The organism is Nocardia sp. IFM 10818, from assembly GCF_054655275.1.
Genome location: NZ_BAAHJH010000001.1, coordinates 3,020,231 through 3,038,980, shown reverse-complemented (window position 1 = coordinate 3,038,980; position 18,750 = coordinate 3,020,231). Strand labels below are relative to the sequence as shown.

Annotated in this window: 18 protein-coding genes; 10 read left to right on the top strand and 8 right to left on the bottom strand. The window is 68.2% G+C overall.

Annotation, left to right across the window (positions count from 1 at the left end; genetic code table 11):
* Positions 1-214 precede the first annotated feature (214 nt).
* Positions 215-1,957 carry an ABC-F family ATP-binding cassette domain-containing protein gene (locus ACYQ5L_RS14070; RefSeq protein WP_459957790.1) on the bottom strand — a complete coding sequence of 581 codons (1,743 nt, stop codon included), beginning with the start codon at positions 1,955-1,957 and terminating at the stop codon, positions 215-217.
* A 292-nt stretch (positions 1,958-2,249) separates the two neighbouring features.
* Between ACYQ5L_RS14070 and ACYQ5L_RS14065 the strand changes: the two genes are divergently transcribed.
* The 4 genes from ACYQ5L_RS14065 (at position 2,250) to ACYQ5L_RS14050 (ending at position 5,933) form a co-directional block, all read left to right on the top strand.
* On the top strand, positions 2,250-3,527 hold the full coding sequence (locus ACYQ5L_RS14065; RefSeq protein WP_459957789.1) for an ankyrin repeat domain-containing protein: 1,278 nt from the start codon (positions 2,250-2,252) through the stop codon (positions 3,525-3,527).
* 105 nt (positions 3,528-3,632) lie between these two features.
* The gene (locus ACYQ5L_RS14060; RefSeq protein WP_459957788.1) at positions 3,633-4,523 is read left to right on the top strand and encodes an ABC transporter ATP-binding protein; all 891 of its coding nucleotides are present in this window, start codon (positions 3,633-3,635) and stop codon (positions 4,521-4,523) included.
* A 49-nt stretch (positions 4,524-4,572) separates the two neighbouring features.
* Positions 4,573-5,352, top strand: a complete 780-nt coding sequence (locus ACYQ5L_RS14055; protein ID WP_459957787.1) for an ABC transporter permease subunit — start codon at positions 4,573-4,575, stop codon at positions 5,350-5,352.
* 71 nt (positions 5,353-5,423) lie between these two features.
* Positions 5,424-5,933 carry a GbsR/MarR family transcriptional regulator gene (locus ACYQ5L_RS14050; protein ID WP_459957786.1) on the top strand — a complete coding sequence of 170 codons (510 nt, stop codon included), beginning with the start codon at positions 5,424-5,426 and terminating at the stop codon, positions 5,931-5,933.
* A 59-nt stretch (positions 5,934-5,992) separates the two neighbouring features.
* Here ACYQ5L_RS14050 and ACYQ5L_RS14045 read toward each other — a convergent pair whose 3' ends face one another.
* Positions 5,993-6,496, bottom strand: coding sequence for a hypothetical protein (locus ACYQ5L_RS14045; protein WP_459957785.1), 504 nt, complete (start codon positions 6,494-6,496; stop codon positions 5,993-5,995).
* 123 nt (positions 6,497-6,619) lie between these two features.
* Positions 6,620-7,291, bottom strand: coding sequence for a TetR/AcrR family transcriptional regulator (locus ACYQ5L_RS14040; protein WP_459957784.1), 672 nt, complete (start codon positions 7,289-7,291; stop codon positions 6,620-6,622).
* 153 nt (positions 7,292-7,444) lie between these two features.
* Here ACYQ5L_RS14040 and ACYQ5L_RS14035 point away from each other — a divergent pair, with 153 nt between their 5' ends.
* Positions 7,445-8,398: an oxygenase MpaB family protein gene (locus tag ACYQ5L_RS14035; RefSeq protein ID WP_459957783.1), complete on the top strand. Its 954-nt coding sequence runs from the start codon at positions 7,445-7,447 to the stop codon at positions 8,396-8,398.
* Here ACYQ5L_RS14035 and ACYQ5L_RS14030 read toward each other — a convergent pair.
* The 3 genes from ACYQ5L_RS14030 to zapE all read right to left on the bottom strand — a co-directional run bounded on the left by ACYQ5L_RS14030 (position 8,391) and on the right by zapE (position 10,899).
* Positions 8,391-8,861 carry a flavodoxin family protein gene (locus tag ACYQ5L_RS14030; protein ID WP_459957782.1) on the bottom strand — a complete coding sequence of 157 codons (471 nt, stop codon included), beginning with the start codon at positions 8,859-8,861 and terminating at the stop codon, positions 8,391-8,393. The genes ACYQ5L_RS14035 and ACYQ5L_RS14030 overlap by 8 nt on opposite strands.
* A 144-nt stretch (positions 8,862-9,005) precedes the next feature.
* Positions 9,006-9,833 (bottom strand): tyrosine-protein phosphatase, encoded by an 828-nt coding sequence (locus ACYQ5L_RS14025; protein ID WP_459957781.1) that lies wholly within the window; start codon positions 9,831-9,833, stop codon positions 9,006-9,008.
* A 40-nt stretch (positions 9,834-9,873) separates the two neighbouring features.
* The gene (gene zapE / locus ACYQ5L_RS14020; protein WP_459957780.1) at positions 9,874-10,899 is read right to left on the bottom strand and encodes a cell division protein ZapE; all 1,026 of its coding nucleotides are present in this window, start codon (positions 10,897-10,899) and stop codon (positions 9,874-9,876) included.
* Between the two features lie 44 nt (positions 10,900-10,943).
* On the opposite strand from zapE, the gene ACYQ5L_RS14015 reads away from it, so the two are divergent.
* The 4 genes from ACYQ5L_RS14015 to msrB all read left to right on the top strand — a co-directional run bounded on the left by ACYQ5L_RS14015 (position 10,944) and on the right by msrB (position 15,683).
* On the top strand, positions 10,944-11,708 hold the full coding sequence (locus ACYQ5L_RS14015; RefSeq protein WP_459957779.1) for a pyrimidine reductase family protein: 765 nt from the start codon (positions 10,944-10,946) through the stop codon (positions 11,706-11,708).
* Between the two features lie 32 nt (positions 11,709-11,740).
* Positions 11,741-13,306, top strand: coding sequence for an alpha/beta hydrolase (locus ACYQ5L_RS14010; RefSeq protein ID WP_459957778.1), 1,566 nt, complete (start codon positions 11,741-11,743; stop codon positions 13,304-13,306).
* A 499-nt stretch (positions 13,307-13,805) separates the two neighbouring features.
* Positions 13,806-15,098 carry a glycosyltransferase family 87 protein gene (locus tag ACYQ5L_RS14005; protein ID WP_459957777.1) on the top strand — a complete coding sequence of 431 codons (1,293 nt, stop codon included), beginning with the start codon at positions 13,806-13,808 and terminating at the stop codon, positions 15,096-15,098.
* Between the two features lie 144 nt (positions 15,099-15,242).
* On the top strand, positions 15,243-15,683 hold the full coding sequence (gene msrB, locus ACYQ5L_RS14000; protein WP_459957776.1) for a peptide-methionine (R)-S-oxide reductase MsrB: 441 nt from the start codon (positions 15,243-15,245) through the stop codon (positions 15,681-15,683).
* Between the two features lie 149 nt (positions 15,684-15,832).
* On the opposite strand, the gene hemQ is transcribed toward msrB, so the two are convergent.
* Both hemQ and ACYQ5L_RS13990 read right to left on the bottom strand, forming a co-directional pair.
* The gene (gene hemQ / locus ACYQ5L_RS13995; RefSeq protein WP_459957775.1) at positions 15,833-16,528 is read right to left on the bottom strand and encodes a hydrogen peroxide-dependent heme synthase; all 696 of its coding nucleotides are present in this window, start codon (positions 16,526-16,528) and stop codon (positions 15,833-15,835) included.
* Positions 16,529-16,595: 67 nt separating this feature from the next.
* On the bottom strand, positions 16,596-17,246 hold the full coding sequence (locus tag ACYQ5L_RS13990) for a TetR/AcrR family transcriptional regulator C-terminal domain-containing protein (RefSeq protein ID WP_459957774.1): 651 nt from the start codon (positions 17,244-17,246) through the stop codon (positions 16,596-16,598).
* 119 nt (positions 17,247-17,365) lie between these two features.
* On the opposite strand from ACYQ5L_RS13990, the gene ACYQ5L_RS13985 reads away from it, so the two are divergent.
* Positions 17,366-18,316, top strand: coding sequence for a threonine/serine dehydratase (locus tag ACYQ5L_RS13985; RefSeq protein ID WP_459957773.1), 951 nt, complete (start codon positions 17,366-17,368; stop codon positions 18,314-18,316).
* The last annotated feature ends 434 nt before the right edge of the window (positions 18,317-18,750 follow it).

The window sequence follows — 18,750 nt, the reverse complement described above, 5'->3', positions numbered from 1 at the left end:
TGCGCCGACTGCGGCAATGGTTGTGACTATTGCGGTGAGACTGGACCATCCCTGCCAGACAGCGAACTCATGGATAGCGTCGCGCAATCTTCGCCATCTCGGTCACGGCTGCGGTCGCGAATCGGCAGGGGGAGCCTGCGCCGCAGGCGTCGGCGGGCGCAGTGAACGTGCCGGGAGGGCGGTGGCATTCATAATCGGAGCCGAATCTGGCGGATTATGCGGCCTCGAGGTCGGCGCGCTCGCCGGCGTGGAGTTCCATTCGGCGGCCGGTGAATTGGGCGCGCATGCGGCGGTCGTGGGTTACCAGGACCACTGCGCCCGGGTATCCGGACAAAGCCTGCTCCAGGTCTTCCACCAAGCCTGGGGACAGGTGGTTGGTGGGTTCATCCAGGAGGAGCAGGTCGGCGGGGTCGGTTACCAGGCGGGCCAATTCGATGCGGCGGCGCTGACCGTAGGACAGTTCACCGACGCGCAAGGTCAGTTCCGATGGGCGGAACAGGCCGAGGGCGAGTAGCTGGTCGGCGTACTCGTCCGGGTAGCCGACGCGACCGGATGCGAAGGCTTGCAGCACGGTCAGGTTCGACTGCCAAGGGGATTCCTCCTGTCGTAGGTGGCCGACGCGGCCGCGGATCGTCACCGAGCCCGCGTCCGGGGTGAGTTCACCCGCGAGCAGGCGCAGTAGGGTGGTCTTGCCCGCGCCGTTGGGGCCGGTCACCAGCAGGCGGTCGGATGCGCCGAGGCGCAAGCCGTCCAGCCGCAGGCGGCCGTCGACGACGATGCCGGTCAGCTCCGCCACCGGTGGCCTCGCAGCGGGTGCTTCCCCTGTCACCGGGGAGGCTTCCCTTGTCATCCCGGCGGGGTTTTGCACGCCGGAATGACGGGTGGTGTTTCCGTCCGCGCGCTTTTCGTCCGCGCACATCGGCGCGGACAGCTCCGCGGTGAATCGCAGTGGGCTGGGAGGTGGTGCCACCGGGTTTTCGGTCAGTCGATCAACGCGTTCCTTGGCTTGGCGGATGCGGGACATGGCGCCGTGGGCGCAGCCGCGGGCGCGGAAGGCTCCGAAGCCGAAGATGGCCTTTTCCATCTTGCGGGGGATGGCTTCCAGGCGGACCACATTCGATTCGGCCAGGCGCTTGTTGCGGGTGAGTTCGGCCCGCCACTCCTCGTATTCCAGTTGCTGTCTGCGGCGTTCGGCGGCTTTGGCGGTCAGGTAGCCCGCGTAGCCGTTGCCGTAGCGGGTGATTCGGCCCGCTTCGACTTCGAGCACGGTCGAGGTGATGCGTTCCAGGAACACCCGGTCGTGGGTGACCGCTACGACGGTGCCGCGGTGGGTGCGCAGGTGTTGTTCGAGCCATTCGACGGCGCTGTCGTCCAGGTCGTTGGTGGGCTCGTCGAGCAAGAGCAGTTCCGGGGCGGCGGCGAGGGTGGCCGCCAGGGCCAGGCGGCGGCGTTCGCCGCCGGAGAGGGTGCCGAGCGGGCGGGTGCGGTCGAGGCCGGGCAGGCCCAGGCCGTGCAGGGCGGTTTCCACACGTTGATCTGCGAGGTAGCCGCCGCGCGCTTCGAATCGGGTGGCCAGGTCGGCGTATTCGTCGAGGCGATCTCCTAGCGGTCCGGGGGCGGCGAGGGCTGCTTCGGCCGCGCGCATCCGGGATTCCAGGTCGCGGATGTCGGACAGGGCCACGTCGATGGCGTCGGCGACGGTGGCGGTCGGCGGCAGGTCCAGGGTTTGGGCGAGGTAGCCCACGCCGCCGGGTGATTGGACGGTGAGCTCACCGTTATCGGGGAGCTCGTGGCCCGAAATCAGGCGCAGCAGAGTGGATTTGCCGGAACCGTTGTCGCCGACGATGCCCACCTTCTCACCCGGGCGGATGGAGAGGCCGACGGTGTCGAGGATGACGCGGTCGTCGTAGCGCTTGGTGACGTGGGAGAGGGTGAGTTGGGCAGTAGCGGTAAGCAAGGGGGTCTCCTGTTCTCGGCGTGTGCCGGATCGCTGGGGAACCCACACGAGGGCATGCGAACACCGGGGACGGAGTGCATGCCGAAGAGGGACGCCGGGAGGCGAATACGTGTGGGGTGGATCTCGCGGCGGAGCGAAGCTCAACGCGGCGAGGCGATTACAGGAAGAAAATCAAGGTTCCCATGAGGTTTACGAAGCTATCCAGGACGCGATGCTTCGTCAACCCCGAATCCATTGCGAGCCGGCTCACACACCGAATACTGTTGTCCGATCGCTGACCGGGGGGATGCAGATGATCGAGCAGCGGCCCGCCGTCCTGCCACCGGATGTGGTCGAGACGTTCTTGATCGACTGTGGCCCGGAAGTGCATGTGGTCGGGTGGCAGCGCGGCGCGCTGCGAGCGTTCGCCCACGATCCGGCCGAGATCGAGCGGGAACGAGCGATGGCCGCCCTGGGCTCGCCACTGATGGGGTGCTACTCGCTGTTCCGGGGCGAGGGGTATCGGCTGTCGCTGAATCGCTTGCTGCGCTCGTCGATCGAGCACGAAACCCTCGACGCGGTCGCCGAACTGGTGCGGGCGGGAGCCGACCCGCACTCCGTGTCGAAGTCCGGCAAGACCGCCTTGTCCACGGCCATCACGGCCGGCCTGCCCGAGCTCGTGCGCGACCTGCTCACCGCCGGAGTCGACGTCCAGCGGCAGCTGACAACCGGGGAAACGCCGCTGCACCTCGCCGTGCACCTGGGCCGCGCGGAGATCGTGCGGCTGCTGCTCGACGCCGGGGCCGACCCGCACGCGCACGGCGCGGACCCGGGCCGGCCGACACCGCTGGATCTGATCCTCGAAGGCCGGTGCGCCGCATGCAGAACGGAGGTGCTGCGGGCCAGCCTGCGCAAGGACGAGAGCCTGCTGCTGGAGCGCGCGGCACGCACGGGCGATGCGGCACTGGCCCGGGAGGCGCTGGCGGCCGGAGCCGATCCCCATGTCCAGGACTCGCTCGGCATCACGCCGCTGCACATTGCGGTTTCCGCCGGGACGGCGCCGGTCGTGCAGGCGCTGATCGGCGCGGGAGCCGATCCGAACGTGCAGACGCTGTCGGGGAAAACGTCGCTGTATGTCGCCTTGTTCGAGTCGTGCGCATGGCTGGCGCCCGTGCTGCTCGCCGCGGGCGCCGACACCGGGATCCGCGGCGCCGAGGGCACCGTGCTGCACGCGGCGGCGCTGCGTGCTGACGCGAAGGCCATCGACCTGCTGATCGGGTTCGGGACGGACATCGACGCACGGGACGACACCGGGCGCACTCCCCTGCATATCGCGGCGGCGCACGGCCGGGTGGCCGCCACCCGGAAGCTGCTGTCCGCGGGCGCGGATCCGGATGCCCGGGCGGAGAACGGGGATACCCCGCTGCACGTCGCGGTTCGCTGCAAGCAACTCGCGACCGCGCGGGAGTTGATCGCGGGCGGGGCCGACATCAATGCCGAAACAGCCGCTGGCCGAACAACTTTGGCTCTCGCTACCGCCGGAAGACGGGGCCGGATCGTCATGCTGCTGCGGGCGGCCGGGGCACGCTGACCGATGATTCTCCACGCGGGTATTGACAGGTTCTGTTTGTTCAGTCGATACTGAACACATCGCACTAACAGAACAGAGTGCGAGCCCGCTTCGAAGGAGTAAGAGATGACCGCCCCCGCCATTCGCGTCGCAGGTCTCACCAAGCACTACGGCAAGAACGTCGCGCTGACCGACCTGAACCTGGAGGTCGCGCAGGGCGAGGTGTTCGGATTCCTGGGACCCAACGGGGCCGGGAAGTCCACCACCATCCGGATCCTGCTCGACCTCATCCGGCCCACCTCGGGACAGGTGGAGGTGTTCGGCACCGATCCCCGCGCCGGCGGGCCGGAGCTGCGCAAGCGCATCGGATATCTGCCGGGCGAGCTGGCGCTGGAAGGCCGCAATACCGCCAAGGAACTGCTGACCTACTTCGCCGGGCAGCGCGAGACCGTGCCCGCGGGGCGCATCGACGAGCTGGCGCAGTTGCTGGATCTGGACCTGTCCAAGAAGGTCGGCTCGATGAGCAAGGGCAACAAGCAGAAGGTCGGCATCGTGGCCGCCTTCATGCACTCGCCGGATCTGCTCATTCTCGACGAGCCCACCTCCGGCCTGGATCCGCTGCTCCAGCAACGGTTCCTGAGCCTGGTGCAGGAGGCCAAGGCCAATGGCCAGACGGTGTTCATGTCCTCGCACATCCTCACCGAGGTGCAGCAGACCGCCGACCGCGCCGTCATCATGCGCGCCGGTCGCCTGCTCGGCACCGAGAATGTCGAGGATCTGCGCCGCCGGGCGCCGCGCTCGGTGGAAATCGTGTTCGGCGAGAACGTCTTCGCCGACGACTTCACCCGCCTGCCGGGCGTGCGCGACCTCGTGATCGAGGGAAACACCGTGCGCTGCACCACCGAAGGCGAGGTCGACGCGCTGTTCAAGATGTCGGCCAAGTACCCGCTGGTGAGCGTGCTGTCCACCGAGCCCGATCTCGAAGAACTGTTCTTCGACCTCTACGAGCGCCACTGAACCCGCTCCTCCGAACATTCACTCACCTTCTCGCACAGAGGAAAACGCCATGACCGCCTCGGTTTTCACCCGCACCCTCACCGAACAGCGCCGCGCCCTCATCGGCTGGTCGATCGGCTTCGCCGTCGTTCCCATGATCTACCTGCCCAGCTTCCAGTCATTCAAAGAGCAAGGGTCACTGGATATCAAGCAGAACGACATGTACACGGCCATGGGGCTGAGCGATTTCGGCACCGCCGCCGGATATCTGCACTCCACCGTGTTCGCCCTGATCGGCATGCTGCTCATGCTGGTCTTCGCGATCAGCATGGGCACCCGCACCGCCACCCAGGAGGACAATGGGACGCTGGATCTGCTGCTGGCACAACCGATCAGCCGCACCTCGTTCCTGGCGCAGCGGTTCGCGGCGCTGGCGGCGCAGATCGCCATCGTCACCACCGTGCTCGGCCTCAGCGTGCTCGCCGGAGCCAATGCCGGGCAGATGGGGATCCCGGCCGGCAATATCCTCGCCGCGGACTTCGGACTGGGCCTGTTCGCCCTCGCGGTCGGCGCGCTGACCCAGGCGATCGGCGCGGTCACCGGCAAGCGCGCCCGGACCCTCGGCCTGACAGCACTGCTCGTGGTCGTCGGCTACGTGGCCAACAGCATCGGCGGGATCATCGACGGCGGCGCCTGGCTGCAGAAGCTGTCGCCGTTCCACTACGGAGTCGGCGGCGCGCCGGCGGTCCAGGGCTTCGACGCCGGGAACATGGCGGTGCTGGCCGTCCTGATCGCCGCCGCGATCGGCCTGGCGCTCACCGTCTTCGACCGCCGCGACCTCGCGGTGTAGCAGTCCCCCGCGGGGTGGGTTCACCGAACCCACCCCGTTCGGTCGTTTCAACCGGAAGGAATACTCGAGTCATGACCAGCGCAACGCCCGACCCCAGCAGCGCGGCCGCCGAGCCCCACGGCCCCACCGAAGCCCAACTGGCCTTCGTGGAGGATTTCGCGCTCGTCCTGGAACGCATGGGACTGGTCCGGATGGTCGGCCGCACCGTCGGCTGGCTGCTGGTCAGCGACCCGGCGCAGCAGACGTTCAATCAGATCGCCGAGGCGCTGCAGGCGTCCAAGGGTTCCATCTCCAGTTCCCTCAAGACGCTGACCACCATGCACTGGGTGGACAAGACCACCAAGCCCGGCGACCGCCGCGATTACTACTCGATCCGGCCCGGCATCCTGCCCGAGCTGACCCGCCGGCAGAGCGGCATGTACGACAGCCTCACCGAGATGACCTCGCGCGGGCTGGCGCTGTTCGACGATCCGAACGGGGAGGACGCGGCGCGCGTGCGGGATATGCACGACTTCTTCGTGTGGATGGGCAAGCAGCTCCCGGCGCTGCTGGACCGCTGGGACGCCGAGCAGCGCAAGTAATCCGGGTACGGCATCGGGGCTCGCCGACGGCGAGCCCCGATGCCCTGCCGGTATGGCGATCAGCCCAGCGTGAAGGTCGCGGTGCCGCTGATCTGGTCCTCCAGTTCCCGCTGGGTGCCGTCGTCGTATTGGGCGACGATCCGAGCCTCCACCCGGCCCGCGCCGGGCGCCGTGCCGAAGCCGGTGATCACGTTGTCCGGCGTGTGCTCGAGCACCCCGCGCTCATTGACTCGGTGCGACTGCCCGTCGCTGTACCCGGAATCCAGATTGCGCCACACCACCGCTACGCGATAGGCGCTGCAGAACTCGCCGTCCTGGGTAATCCGCACCCGGACACCGAACACACCGGATTGCGGCTGGGGTACGACCGTGGCATTGATGATCGCGGCGCAGCTGGGGCCGGGAACGCGGGTGAGGGTGGTGGAGAAGATGGTGGCCGGATCGCTCGGCAGAGCGGTGGCGGGACCGGTGAAGCCGACCAGGGCGGCCGCGGCCGCCGTGGCGACGACGCCGGCGCGACGGAGCATCGAAGTCTTGCGGGCGGGGCTGTGTGTCGTACTCATGATCAGTGCGTCGGCGGCGATCCGGCGATCATTAGCAAACGCAACGGACCCCAATATTGGGGGCACGGCGTCTGTTAACGCTGGAAAACCCCAGCGCGACAGCGGTTCTCAGAGTCTCCTCACTCACCGTTCGACCGGGCCGCCGCCGAGCAGGCGCACGATGGAGCGAACGAACTCTTCCAGGCGGTCGCGCGGATAACCCTCCGGGTCGCTGATGGCGAGGCGGCCGAGCATCTCGGCAATGGTGAGCAGCGAATCGGCCAGCAGGGCGGAATCCACTGCCGCCCAACGCGAATCGAGGGCCGCGCCCATGCGGATCAGCGCCTCGGCCTGATCGAAGATGCCGGTGCGCGAATCACGCAGGGCCGCACGGTATTCCTCGGGCGCATTGCCCGGACTGGCCAGGATGAGCCGCCAGCGGATCGGATGCTCCAGCACCACGCCGACGAACGCCTCGACCGTCTTCGAGGCCGCGAGCACCGGGTCCGCACCGAGCAGATCCGTCGGCAGCGTCTCGGCCACCTGCTCCAGGCCGCGTTCGCGTTCCCGCTCGAGCAGGGCCGCCACCAGTTCCGCGCGGGTCTTGAACACGGTGTACAGCACCGGTTTTCCGACTCCGGCTCGGGCGGCGACGGCCTCCATGCTCAGCTCGTGCAGTTCCGCGCGGCTGAGCACGTCGAAGGCCGCGTCCAAGAGCTGGGCGCGGCGTTCCTCGGGCGGAAGCCGCGGCGCGTAGCGACGCCTGGGGCGGCCGGTCGCCGCGCGTGATTCCGTCACTTCCCGTTCCGCCTCCATTGGTGCACCGGGTCAGCCTGCTGGACCGCACCCTGTTCGACAAAATCCTACGCGACCGTTGTATTCAATTCGAGCAATTGCTACGGTTGCGTTGTATTCGCCGCCGGGAGTTGCAGCGCACCGGCTGGGCGGCCGACGCACAAGGGAGTGACGATGGGGTTCGATCCGACCACGCTTCGACGCGATGACTACGGATTCTTCGGCCCGGATTCGATGAGCTGGAAGATCTGGACCGCGCCCACCGCGGTGATCGGCTTCCAGCGCGCGGTGGTGCTCGAGCATTTCGACCCGTTCCTCACCGCCGCGGTCGCCGACGCGCGCGGCATCTACACCGATCCACGCAGCCGGCTCGACAACACCTTCGCCTACTTCCTCATCGCCGCCATCGGCGACGGGCGCACCGCCATCCAGGCGTCCGAGCACCTCATGCAGGTGCACGCGCCCATGACCGGCATCGAGCCGATCAGCGGAAAGCGCTACAGCGCCAACAGTCCCGAGACCCAGCTGTGGATCCACATCACCGGCTGGCATTCGGTGCTCAAGGCCTACGAGGTCTTCGGGCCGGGCCCGCTCACACCCGAGGAGGACGCGCAGTTCTGGCGGGAGTGCGCCATTGCCGCCGAACTGCAGACCTGCAAGCCCGAGGACGTGCCGCGCTCCCGCGCCGAGGTGCGCGAGTACTTCGCCCGGGTGCGCCCGCGCCTGTGCAACTCCGAGGCCGCCGACGAGGGCATGCGCCACCTGCTGCGCACCTCACCGCGCAATGGCGCCGGAATCTCCTATGCCCTTGGCAGCCGGTTGCTTTCGCTGGCCTCCTCGGCCATCACACCGCGCTGGATGCGGACGCTGGGGCCGTACTACAACACCCCCGCCCTCCTCGACCTCGCCATCCGGATTCCGGCGCGAATCATCGTGTGGCTCTTCACCTTGTTCGCCTCGTTCGGACTGCGCAAGGCCGCGCCCTTCATCGCCCCGATGGCGGGGCGGATTCTCGAACAGCATCTGCAGGGCGAACCGCCCGCCAAACTCGAGACGATCACCCCCGCGCAGGCTCGCGAGCTCTACAGCCTGCGCGGGACCGCTCCGGCGCACGCCGAAATCAGTTAGCGGGCAACTGAACCCGCAGGGCCTCGGCGAAGGCGCGCGCCTGCGCCAGGTCCTCGGCATTCGGATGCCCCTTCTTGACGCCGCCGACCAGCTTGAACGGCAGATAGGTGTCGAACCCGCGGCAGGAGAAGCCGCCGATCACCTCGAGCCCTTTCTCTTCGAGCCGATCGGCCAGCTTGCGCCGGTAGGGCAGGATCGGCGGTTCCGGAAATCCGCTGGTGCAGAACACGAATGCCTTCCCGCGCGATCCGGCCGGGAGCGAACCGATGAACTCGCGCAGGCGCGGATGGAAGTTCATGTTGAAAATACCGGAGCCGAAGCCGATCAGGTCGTAACCGGCGAGCTCGGCCGGATCGACCTCGTCGGGTGCGACGACGCGGGCATCGAGCACCTCGCCGATAACGTCGGCGACACGCCGGGTGTTGCCGTGGGATACGGACGTGCACACGAGCAGAGCTTTCATGACAATTCCCCTTCAACCTTGTCGTTCGTCTTGCCAACCCTAAGAGTGCCCCCGCACCGGAAACGTGACACGGCCGGTGAAATCGGCGAGTGGGCCCGGCCGGAAACCTCCGGCCGGGCCCACTCGAACAACTGAAACCCGATGTCAGGCAAGCATTTTCGCCTTCAACGCGGCGATATCGGCGTCGGTCAGCTTCAGGCCCTCGCGGACGTAGTCGTCGAAGCTGCCATAGGACTGGGTCGCCTGATCGAAGGCCGAATCCAGGGCCGCGACGCTGACCCCGTTCAGCATGTCGCCGTCGGCGGCGTTGCGGTAGTAGTTCGACAGCAGGTAGTCGTAGGTGACCGTGTCGCGGTCCACACCGAGGAGGGTGAGCAGGACGGCATTGGTCCAGCCGGTCCGGTCCTTGCCCGCGGTGCAGTGGAACAGCACCGCGCCGGGGTTGTGGGCGATATCGCGCAGGACATCGGCGAATGCCTCATTCGCGCCGGGGGCGGTGATGAAGGCGCGATACAGGTCGGTGCCCGCCGTCAGCGTGGAGGCCAGCACCTGCGGCGGGGCCTGGCCGATCACGTCGTTGTGGAACGCGGTGGCCCCGGCGGGCACCTTGTCCACGCCCATGAACTGCTGCTCATAGCTGGTGCGCAGATCGTGCACGGACTTCACGTCGTCGCCGGTCAACACGGCCAGATCCGAATCCGTGGCCTTGCTCAGCTCGCCGGTGCGATACACCAGGCCCGTGCGGACGGTGTGCCCGTCGGAGGTGCGGTAGCCGCCCGCGTCGCGGGCGTTCACCACACCTTGCAGGTTCAGCGAACGGGCATCGGTGGACACCACCACGCTGCCGGTCGGGGCCGGCGCGGCGACGCTGGCCGCGGCGGGCGGTTCGGCGAGCGCGACGGCCGGGCCCGCGCCGAAGGACAGCGCGGCGGCCAGCACCAGGGACGTGCCGAGCATGCGGGGTCGGATCATGCGAACTCCTTCGTCGAAGGCCCGGCTCGTGGCCGGGCGATCAGGACGCGGTGGCCGGAGCCTCGAACCGCGACAGGGCGAGCAGACGCGAGATGGCGCGCAGGTACTTCTTGCGATAGCCGCCGTCCAGCATTTCCTGGGTGAAGATCTGGTCCAGCTTGGCCCCGGACACGGTGACCGGGGTGCCCGCGTCGTAGAGCCGGTCGGCCAGCACCACCACGCGCAGCGCCACCGCCTGATCGGTCACCGGATGCACGCCGGAGATGAACACCGCCGACACGTCCTGGATGAGCGCGTTGTAGCGGGACGGGTGCAGGGTGCTCAGGTGCTTGGTCAGCGCGTCGAAATCGTCGAGCGTGGAACCCGGTGTGGCGGCGGCCCTCTCGGCCAGCAGATCGGGCGCGGTGGGCTCCGGGGCGGGCGGCAGATCACGGTGCCGGTAGTCCGGGCCGTCCACGCGGATCGGCTCGAACAGCGAACCCAGCTTCTTGATCTCGCGCAGGAAGTCCTGCGCGGCGAAACGGCCCTCGCCCAGCTGACCCGGCAGCGTATTGGAGGTCGCGACCACCGACACGCCGCGCGCGGTCAGCTCCGAGAGCAGCCGCGACACCAGCATGGTGTCGCCGGGATCGTCGAGCTCGAATTCGTCGATGCACAGCACGCTGTTGCCCGACAGCCGCTCCACGGCATTGTTGAAGCCCAGCGCGCCAACCAGATTGGTCAGCTCGCCGAAGGTGCCGAAGGTCTTGGGCTCGGGCACGCTGTGGAAGATCGAGGCCAGCAGGTGGGTCTTGCCCACGCCGAACCCGCCGTCCAGGTACAGGCCGATGCCGATGACCGGCTTCTTCTTACCGAACAGGGACTTCTTCGAGGCGGCCTTGTGCAGCTTGGTGACCCGGTCCGCGAAATCCTCCGCCTTCCGGACCGCGGCGGCCTGCGTGGGCTCCTTCGGATCCGGGATGTACGAAGCGAAGCTCACCTCGTCGAAGGTGGGCGGGGGAACCATCTGGGCCACGAGCTGGTCTGCCGGAACCTCCGGGTGGCGATCGACGAGGCGTTGTTGCACGCAAGCAGCGTACGGACGTGGTGTGATCGGTACTCATGCAGCGTATGCCCAATGCGATCCAGCTCACAGAACTCGGCCGCGACGATCTGGTGCGCTGGTACGCCTACCCGGCCGGACCGGCGCGACCGTGGATCCGGGTCAACTTCGTCACCAGCATCGACGGCGCGGTGACCCTGGACGGGCGCTCCGGCGGGCTGGGCACGCCCGCGGACCGGAAGGTGTTCCTGCTGCTGCGTGATCTGGCCGATGTGGTGCTGGTCGGGGCGGGCACGGTGCGAGCGGAGGATTACGGGGCGGCGCACACCGATTCGCAGCTGCGGACGCGGCTGTGGCATCACGGGTTCGGCGGGCATCCCGATGGCGCGCCGCCGCGGATCGCCGTCGTCACCGCCAGCGCGGCGCTGGATCCGGCGAGCCGGTTGTTCACCGACACCGGGGCGCGGCCGATCATCATCACCACCAAGGACGCGCCCGCCGACCGCAAGAAGGTGCTCGCCGAGGCCGGCGGCGAAATCGTCGAGGCCGGGGACACGACCTGCACCGCGAACGGCATTCGCGCCGCCCTCGAAGAGCGCGGGCTGCGGCGCGTGCTGTGCGAAGGCGGGCCCTCGCTGTTCGGGGACCTGCTGGCCGCGGGCGCGGTCGACGACCTGTGCCTCACCGTCTCCCCGCTGCTCGTCGCCGGTACGGGCGGGCGAATCGCGGTGTCCCCCACGGCAACGCCGACACCCATGACACGACGACATCTCATCGTCGACGACGACGGCACCATCCTGACCCGCTGGGAGCGCAGCCACACCCAGAGCTGAAACCGGTTGCCGGACCTGGCAGGCTGTAGCGCATGCGCTGGACTCGGGCCGCTCTGCTGGCGTCGACACTTTCGATCCTGGTGACCACCGGCTGTGGTGCCGGGCCGTCGGACCGGCCGGCCGTCGCCGTGGAACGACCCCATCGAGGCGGGGTCGTCGAGACCACCAAACCCGGTGCGGCCGAACCGCCCGCGCCCGAGGTGCCCAAGACCGAACTGTCCTGGCACGACTGCACGGTGCCGACGTTCAACCTGCTGTCGCTGGGGACGCCGCCGGGCGGGCTGGTGCTCGAATGCGCGGAATACACCACGCAGGTGGATATCGCGGGCGCGGTGAGCGGCAACTTCCGGACCGCGGCCATGCGGGCGCGCTACGACAGCACGCCCAAGGACGCCGCGCCCCTGGTGCTGACCTCCGGATCGGATCGGGCGTCGACGGCCACCCTCGCCGCGCTCGCGGCCGGGCCGACCAATCCGTTGCTGGCCTCACGGCCCATCGTGGCCGTCGACCGGCGTGGCATCGGGAGTTCGCAGCCGGTGAGCTGCATGACCACCGAGATTCGCAAGACCATTGCCGATCAGGGCCAATTCACCGCGGGGGGAACCGATCCCGTGGACGCGGTGGCGGAGGCCAGCCAGGACGCCACCATCGAATGCCTGGACTTCCTGACGCCCGCGCAGAGCACCTTCGACGCGGCTCATGCGGCCGATGATCTCGATCAGCTGCGCAAGCAGTGGCAAGTGGAGCACATCGGGCTGCTGGGGACCGGCAGCGGCGGGACCGTCGCGCTGGAGTACGCGCGCAAGTACGGGGACCATCTCGGGCGGCTGGTGCTGGATTCGCCGCAGGCCGTGGGGCTGGATTCGGCCGGGCGCGCCGAGCAGCGGGTCAAGGGTGCGGAGGCCGCGCTGACCGCGTACGCGCAACGCTGCGCGGCGCTGAACTGTGCGCTGGGGGCCGATCCGCGCGCGGCCATCGCCACGCTGGTGAGCCGGGCCGGGGGCGGTGAGTTCGGGGACCTGTCGGCGGCCACGCTGGTCACCACGTTGAGTGGCTTCCTCGGGGACCCGCGGGCCGTGCAGAATCCGGTTGTCACCGAATTCGCCGATGCGCTCTCGGCCCTCGGACGCGGCGATCGCGGGCCCATTACGCCGTTCGTGCTGCGTGAGACCTCGGCTATTGCCAATGATGGGGCGTTCGTCAATCGGTGTAGCGACAACCATCAGCCTGCGAGCCCGGTGCGCGCCAAGGAACTGGTCGCGCAGTGGGGTGGTCAGTATCCGGTGTTCGGCAAGGCGGCCGCCGTCGATCTGATGGCTTGCTCGGCCTGGCCCGCTACGGCGGCGGAGATGAAGCTGCCGGAGAAGCTCGACCGGCCGGTGCTGGTGCTCGGCGGGAATGCGGATCCGGTCACGGGGCAGGATGGGCGGCCGTCGGTGACCGGGGCGCTCGCCGCGGCCGGGGCCCGCACCTCGACCGTGGTGTGGCAGGGGTGGGGACACCCCACCATTGCGCACTCCGGCTGCGCACAACAGGCCGTGGCGGAGTATCTGAAGGACGCCAAGCTTCCGGCGGACGGAACCGCCTGCCCTGCTTGAGTGCTGGGGGGTTGTGGCGGGGAACGCGGATCTGGCTGCCGGTTCGGAAGGCCGGTCTGATCGGGGACGCTCGTGGCTGTGTTTAATTGCCTCCGCTTCGCTCCGGCGGGGTTCGGGGCCTGGAGGTCTCGATTTTTCCCTCCCTCCGCGCACGCCGGAGCTCCTCCGCTTCGCTCCCCCGCTCCGACGCACGCTCCACTCAGTCCAAAATCGAGACGGCCCCGAACCCACACAGTTGATGCACCAACTGTCATCCCTACAGTCAATTGACAGTTCGCCTGCGGCGGACCAACACACAAGCACACGAGCTGATCACCGCACCGGCTGGTGCACGGACCAGCCGGCAAACGGACCAACTGGTGATCGGACCGGCCGGTGCACGGACCAGCCGACGCACGGACCGGCTGGCGGGCAGAGCGGCGGGTATTGGTGGGTGGTGTGGTGTGCGAAAGGCGGGTCGGCGCACCCTTTGCGGGGTGTTCCGGTGTACCGTGCCCGAGTGTTCCTTCGCCAGCTCGAGCCTCGCACCGCGCGAACCACCGCCCAGGTTCTGAACTATGCCCTGTGGCCCTTCGCGATCATGACCGTGATCCACCGGGTGTTCATCGAGGCGATCAACTGGCATGTCACCGATGACTATCGGCCGGTGTACAACGCCTCGCTGGCGTTTCTGAACCATCAGCCGATCTACAACGCCAACTTCGACTCGACCGATCCGCACTACCTGTACATGCCCAGCGGGACGTTGCTGATCGCGCCGCTGGCGATCATCGACCCGGAGAAGTCGCGGTGGTGCTTCATTCTGCTGAATGCCGCGGCCATCATCCTGGCGGGGTATCTGCTGCTGCGGCTGTTCAAGTTCACGCTGAGCTCGGTGGCCGCGCCGGCGCTGCTGCTGGGCATGTTCGCCTCCGAGACGGTCACCAATACGCTGGCGTTCAGCAATATCAACGGCGTGCTGTTCCTGTGCATGGTGGTGTTCTTTCACCTGCTCCTGCAGCGCCGTGACCTATGGGCCGGTGTGGCGCTGGGATTGACGCTCGCGGTCAAGGGGCCACTACTGGCGCCGCTGTTGCTCATCGCACTGGTGCGAGGGCAGTGGAAGGTGTTCCTCACCGCGCTCGGCGTGCCGGTGGCGCTGAACCTGCTGGCGTGGCCGTTCATCGTGGACTACGCGCAGTTCTGGAAGCACACGCTGCCGTATCTGCTGGAGTCGCGCGACTACTTCAACAGCGCCATCGTCGGCAATGCCGGGTACTACGGCGTCGCGGACTGGCTGACCTGGATCATCCGGATCGCCATGGGCGTCATGGTGCTGGCGACGCTGTGGATCCTGTACCGGTACTACCGCGACGACGAGGTGTTCTTCCTCTGCACCGCCTCCGGTGTGCTGATCACGGCCACCATGCTGCTGGGATCGCTGGGGCAGCAGTACTACTCGATGTTCCTCATCCCGATCATCCTGACCGTGGTGCAGAAGAACTCCGTCATGCGGAACTGGCCGGCGTGGCTGGCGGTGTTCGGGTTCATGTCCTATGACAAGTGGCTGTCGGACCGCTGGCAGGACATCGGGCGGACCCTGGAATACCTGCGCGTCACCTTCGGGTGGGGGCTGCTGCTCATCGTGGCGTTCTGCGTGCTGGGCGACCGGTACCTGACCGCCAAGCGCGAAGGGCGACTGGTCGCGGGCAAGTCCCTGGATCCGGCGTGGATGCATCCGGAATGGGCGGCCGACGCGCCCGGCGCCCGCAACGGTCGCGCCAAGGACACGGTCGCCGAGCCCGTCAGCTGACCTACCCCTCGTCATTCCGGCGCGCTTTCGGCCGGAATCCACCGCGGCGCCGGAGACCCCGGCCGAAAGCGTGCCGGGATGACGAGTTGGCCGCTCGGGGCGTCGGCTTCTGCCGCCACGATGACAACGTATTAGCTTGTATGTATGAGTAGTTCCGATGCTGATACCTCGCTACCGGCACCGCGCCTCCAGCTCACGCCGCAGGAATGGCGAGCCAAGCTGAACCCGGACGAATACCGGGTGCTGCGCGAGGCGAGCACCGAACGCCCCTTCATTGGCGAATACACCGACACCGAGACCGAGGGCGTCTACTCCTGTCGCGCCTGCGACGCCGAATTGTTCCGCAGCAGCGAGAAGTTCCATTCGGGCTGCGGGTGGCCGTCGTTCTTCGATCCGGCGAAATCGGAGGCGGTGATCCTGCGCGCGGACGATTCGCTGGGCATGCGCCGCGTGGAAGTGCTGTGCGCCAACTGCCACAGCCATCTGGGGCACGTGTTCGAGGGCGAGGGTTACCCGACGCCCACGGACAAGCGCTACTGCATCAACTCCATCTCGCTGCGACTGCACCCCTCGGACAGCGCATAGAGCGGGGTCGCAAAAACCCTATGGGGCGCATGTGATTCCGCGCATGCCCCGAATTCTGCGGGCACGCCGGCGGTGAAACGCCGACAACCAGCGAAAACACCGGAGCCCGGCCGCCGGTCGGCGGCCGGGCCCCCGGCTGTCCGGCTACCTCAGGGCAGCGAGTTGATCAGCTTCTCGATATCCACGCGCGGACCGGTGAAGAACGGAATCTCCTCGCGCACATGCAACCTCGCCTCGGTGGCGCGCAGATCGCGCATGAGGTCGACGATGCGGTGCAGTTCCGGAGCCTCGAAGGCCAGGATCCACTCGTAATCGCCCAGCGCGAACGAGGACACGGTGTTGGCGCGCACATCCGGATAGCCGCGGGCGGCCTTGCCGTGATCGGCCAGCATCTTGCGGCGCTCCTCGTCCGGGAGCAGGTACCACTCGTAGGAGCGCACGAACGGGTACACGCAGATGTAATTGCCCGGCTCCTCACCGGCCAGGAAGGCCGGGATGTGGCTCTTGTTGAACTCGGCCGGGCGATGCAGCGCGGCATTGCTCCACACCGGGGTGCTGATCTGGCCCAGCTCGGTGACGCGGCGGAAGTCGCTGTAGGCGGCCTGCAGATCCTCGATCTTCTCCGCATGCCACCAGATCATGAAATCGGCGTCGGCGCGCATACCGGCCACATCGTAGATGCCGCGCACCACCACGCCGCGCTCCTCCAGGGACTCGAAGAACTCCCGGGCCTCCTTGATGGCGGCCGTCCGGTTGTCCCCCAGCTCACCGGGCTCCACCTGGAACACCGAGAACATGAGGTAGCGGATGGTGTCGTTGAGGGCCTTGTAGTCGAGTCGCGCCATGACCCCCATCGTGCCATCGCGCCGAATCCCGGTGGCGGGGGCCCGGGGTGATGGTGAACACGCGCGGTCAGGCTGTGATTGCGGCCCAGGAATCGATGAGGCGGCGCAGGCCGTCGCGGAAGACGTCGTCGCCGGTCAGGACCGTCGTCATCTCGCCCAGATGCGCTGAGAGCAGCGGATATTCGTCCGGGTCGAGGGCGGCGACGGCGGCGCGGGTGCGCAGCAGCGGGGGTTTCGGATCGCGGTGCTCGATCAGGGCGGCGGCGCCGAGGGTGTAGATGTACATCTCGCGGTAGGCGCGCATGGCCTCGACCATGGTCATACCGAGGGAAAGATTGTCCGCCAGTTGCGGTTCGGTGAGGCGGGACAGCAGGCGCGGGCCGAGCCAGGGGCGGGCGCCGCGCAGCAGGACCAGGCCCGGATGGGCGATGAGCAGGGTGTGCCAGGCGACGAAACGGTCCTCGGTGAGCCGCGCCCACGGGGCGGAGCCGGGGGCGATCTCGGGCAGGTCCTCGGCCAGGTGATCGGCGAGCAGGTCCAGCAGGCCGTTGAAATCCCCGCCGCCGCGCCGCACCACCGTGGTGTGCGAGATTCGCAGATAGTTCGCGATGGCGCGGAAGCTCAGTTCCTGCGCGCCCCGCGTTTCGATGATCGCCAGTCCCGCCCGCGCAATAGCGCGCGGCGTCGCCTCCTCGAGGGATTTCGATGTCCTGGGCATGTCACCAGCGTAAGTTACAGTGTAACTATCCGGTGCGCCGACCCGGACATCGCACCTCCCGGAACCGCCGCGACCCGGCACGACCGGCCAGATCCACCACGAACCACGAAGGAATCGCAGTGCATCCCACGTACGCCGACGTGAAGGCAGCCGCCGATCGCATCGCCGGCCACATCCGCCCGGTGGTCCTCGCCCCCGCCGACCCGGCCACCATCCCCACCGGCGGCGACCTCTGGCTGGCGCTCGAACACATGCAGCACACCGGCACCTTCAAGGCCCGCGGCGCCATGAACTTCACCCTCGCCCACCGCGAGCGCGGCGACCTCCCCAAGATCGGCGTCACCATCGCCTCCGGCGGCAATGCCGGCGTCGCCTGCGCCTGGGCCGCCGCCAAGGTCGGCTCCGCCGCCACCGTCTTCCTGCCCAGCACCGCGCCCGCCGTGAAAGTCGCCCGCCTGCAAGCCCTCGGCGCCCAGGTCATGTCCGGCGGCCCCACCTACGCCGACGCCGCCGCCGACTGCGCCCGCTACGCCGAAACCACGGGGGCGCTGCGCTCCCACGCCTACGACGACCCCCACATCGCCGCCGGGGCGGGGACCCTCCTGGAGGAGATCGTCACCCAGCTCCCGAGCCTCGACACCGTCGTCCTCTCCGTCGGCGGCGCGGGCCTGTTCACCGGAATAGCCACCGCCGCAGCCCATCACGGCGTCCGCGTGGTAGCCGTCGAACCGGAGCGCTGCCGCGCCTTCAACGCCGCCCTCACCGCGGGCCACCCCGTCGACGTCGACATCGACTCCATCGCCGCCGACGCCCTGGGCGCCACCCGAGTCTCCGAAATGTCCCTCACCGCGGCCGCCGCAGCCGACACCCACTCGATCCTGGTCACCGACGCCCAGATCATCGCCGCCCGCCAACACCTTTGGGACACCCGCAGACTCGCCGTAGAACACGCCGCCGCCACCGCCCTGGCAGCCTTGACCTCCGGCGCCTACACCCCCCGCCCAGGCGAGCGAATCGCCGTAATCATCTGCGGCGCCAACACCGACCCCTCCGACCTGGTCCCCCGCTGACCCCAGAATCTGAAACATCACCGACCGGGAACTGGTGGCGGCGACACGCCGGAAAACCCCGCCACCAGTTCCCGGTCGGCGTCGTTTCAGATCTTGCCCGCCATCCGGATGCCCGCTTGGGGTGTTTTGGGGTTTTGTCTTTGAACGCAACCACAGCCAGTCACCCCGTCCCCAACGTGAGTTACGGCTCCCAACCGGGGAGCCCAGGCCCGGTAGGGCAGACGAGGCGACCCCACCGATCGTTTCGCTCTGCGAACGCCGGCAGAGCCGCACCCACGGCCTCGGATCGAGGCGTATTTCAGACCCCACCGTCTCTCGACGCGGACACACCGTCATCCACTGGGCGCGTACGCGGCCAGAACCGTGGTGCGGTCGAAATACACCTCTGGACAACGAAGCTCGTCATCACTGCCGGCGTGCGCAAAGACGAACCG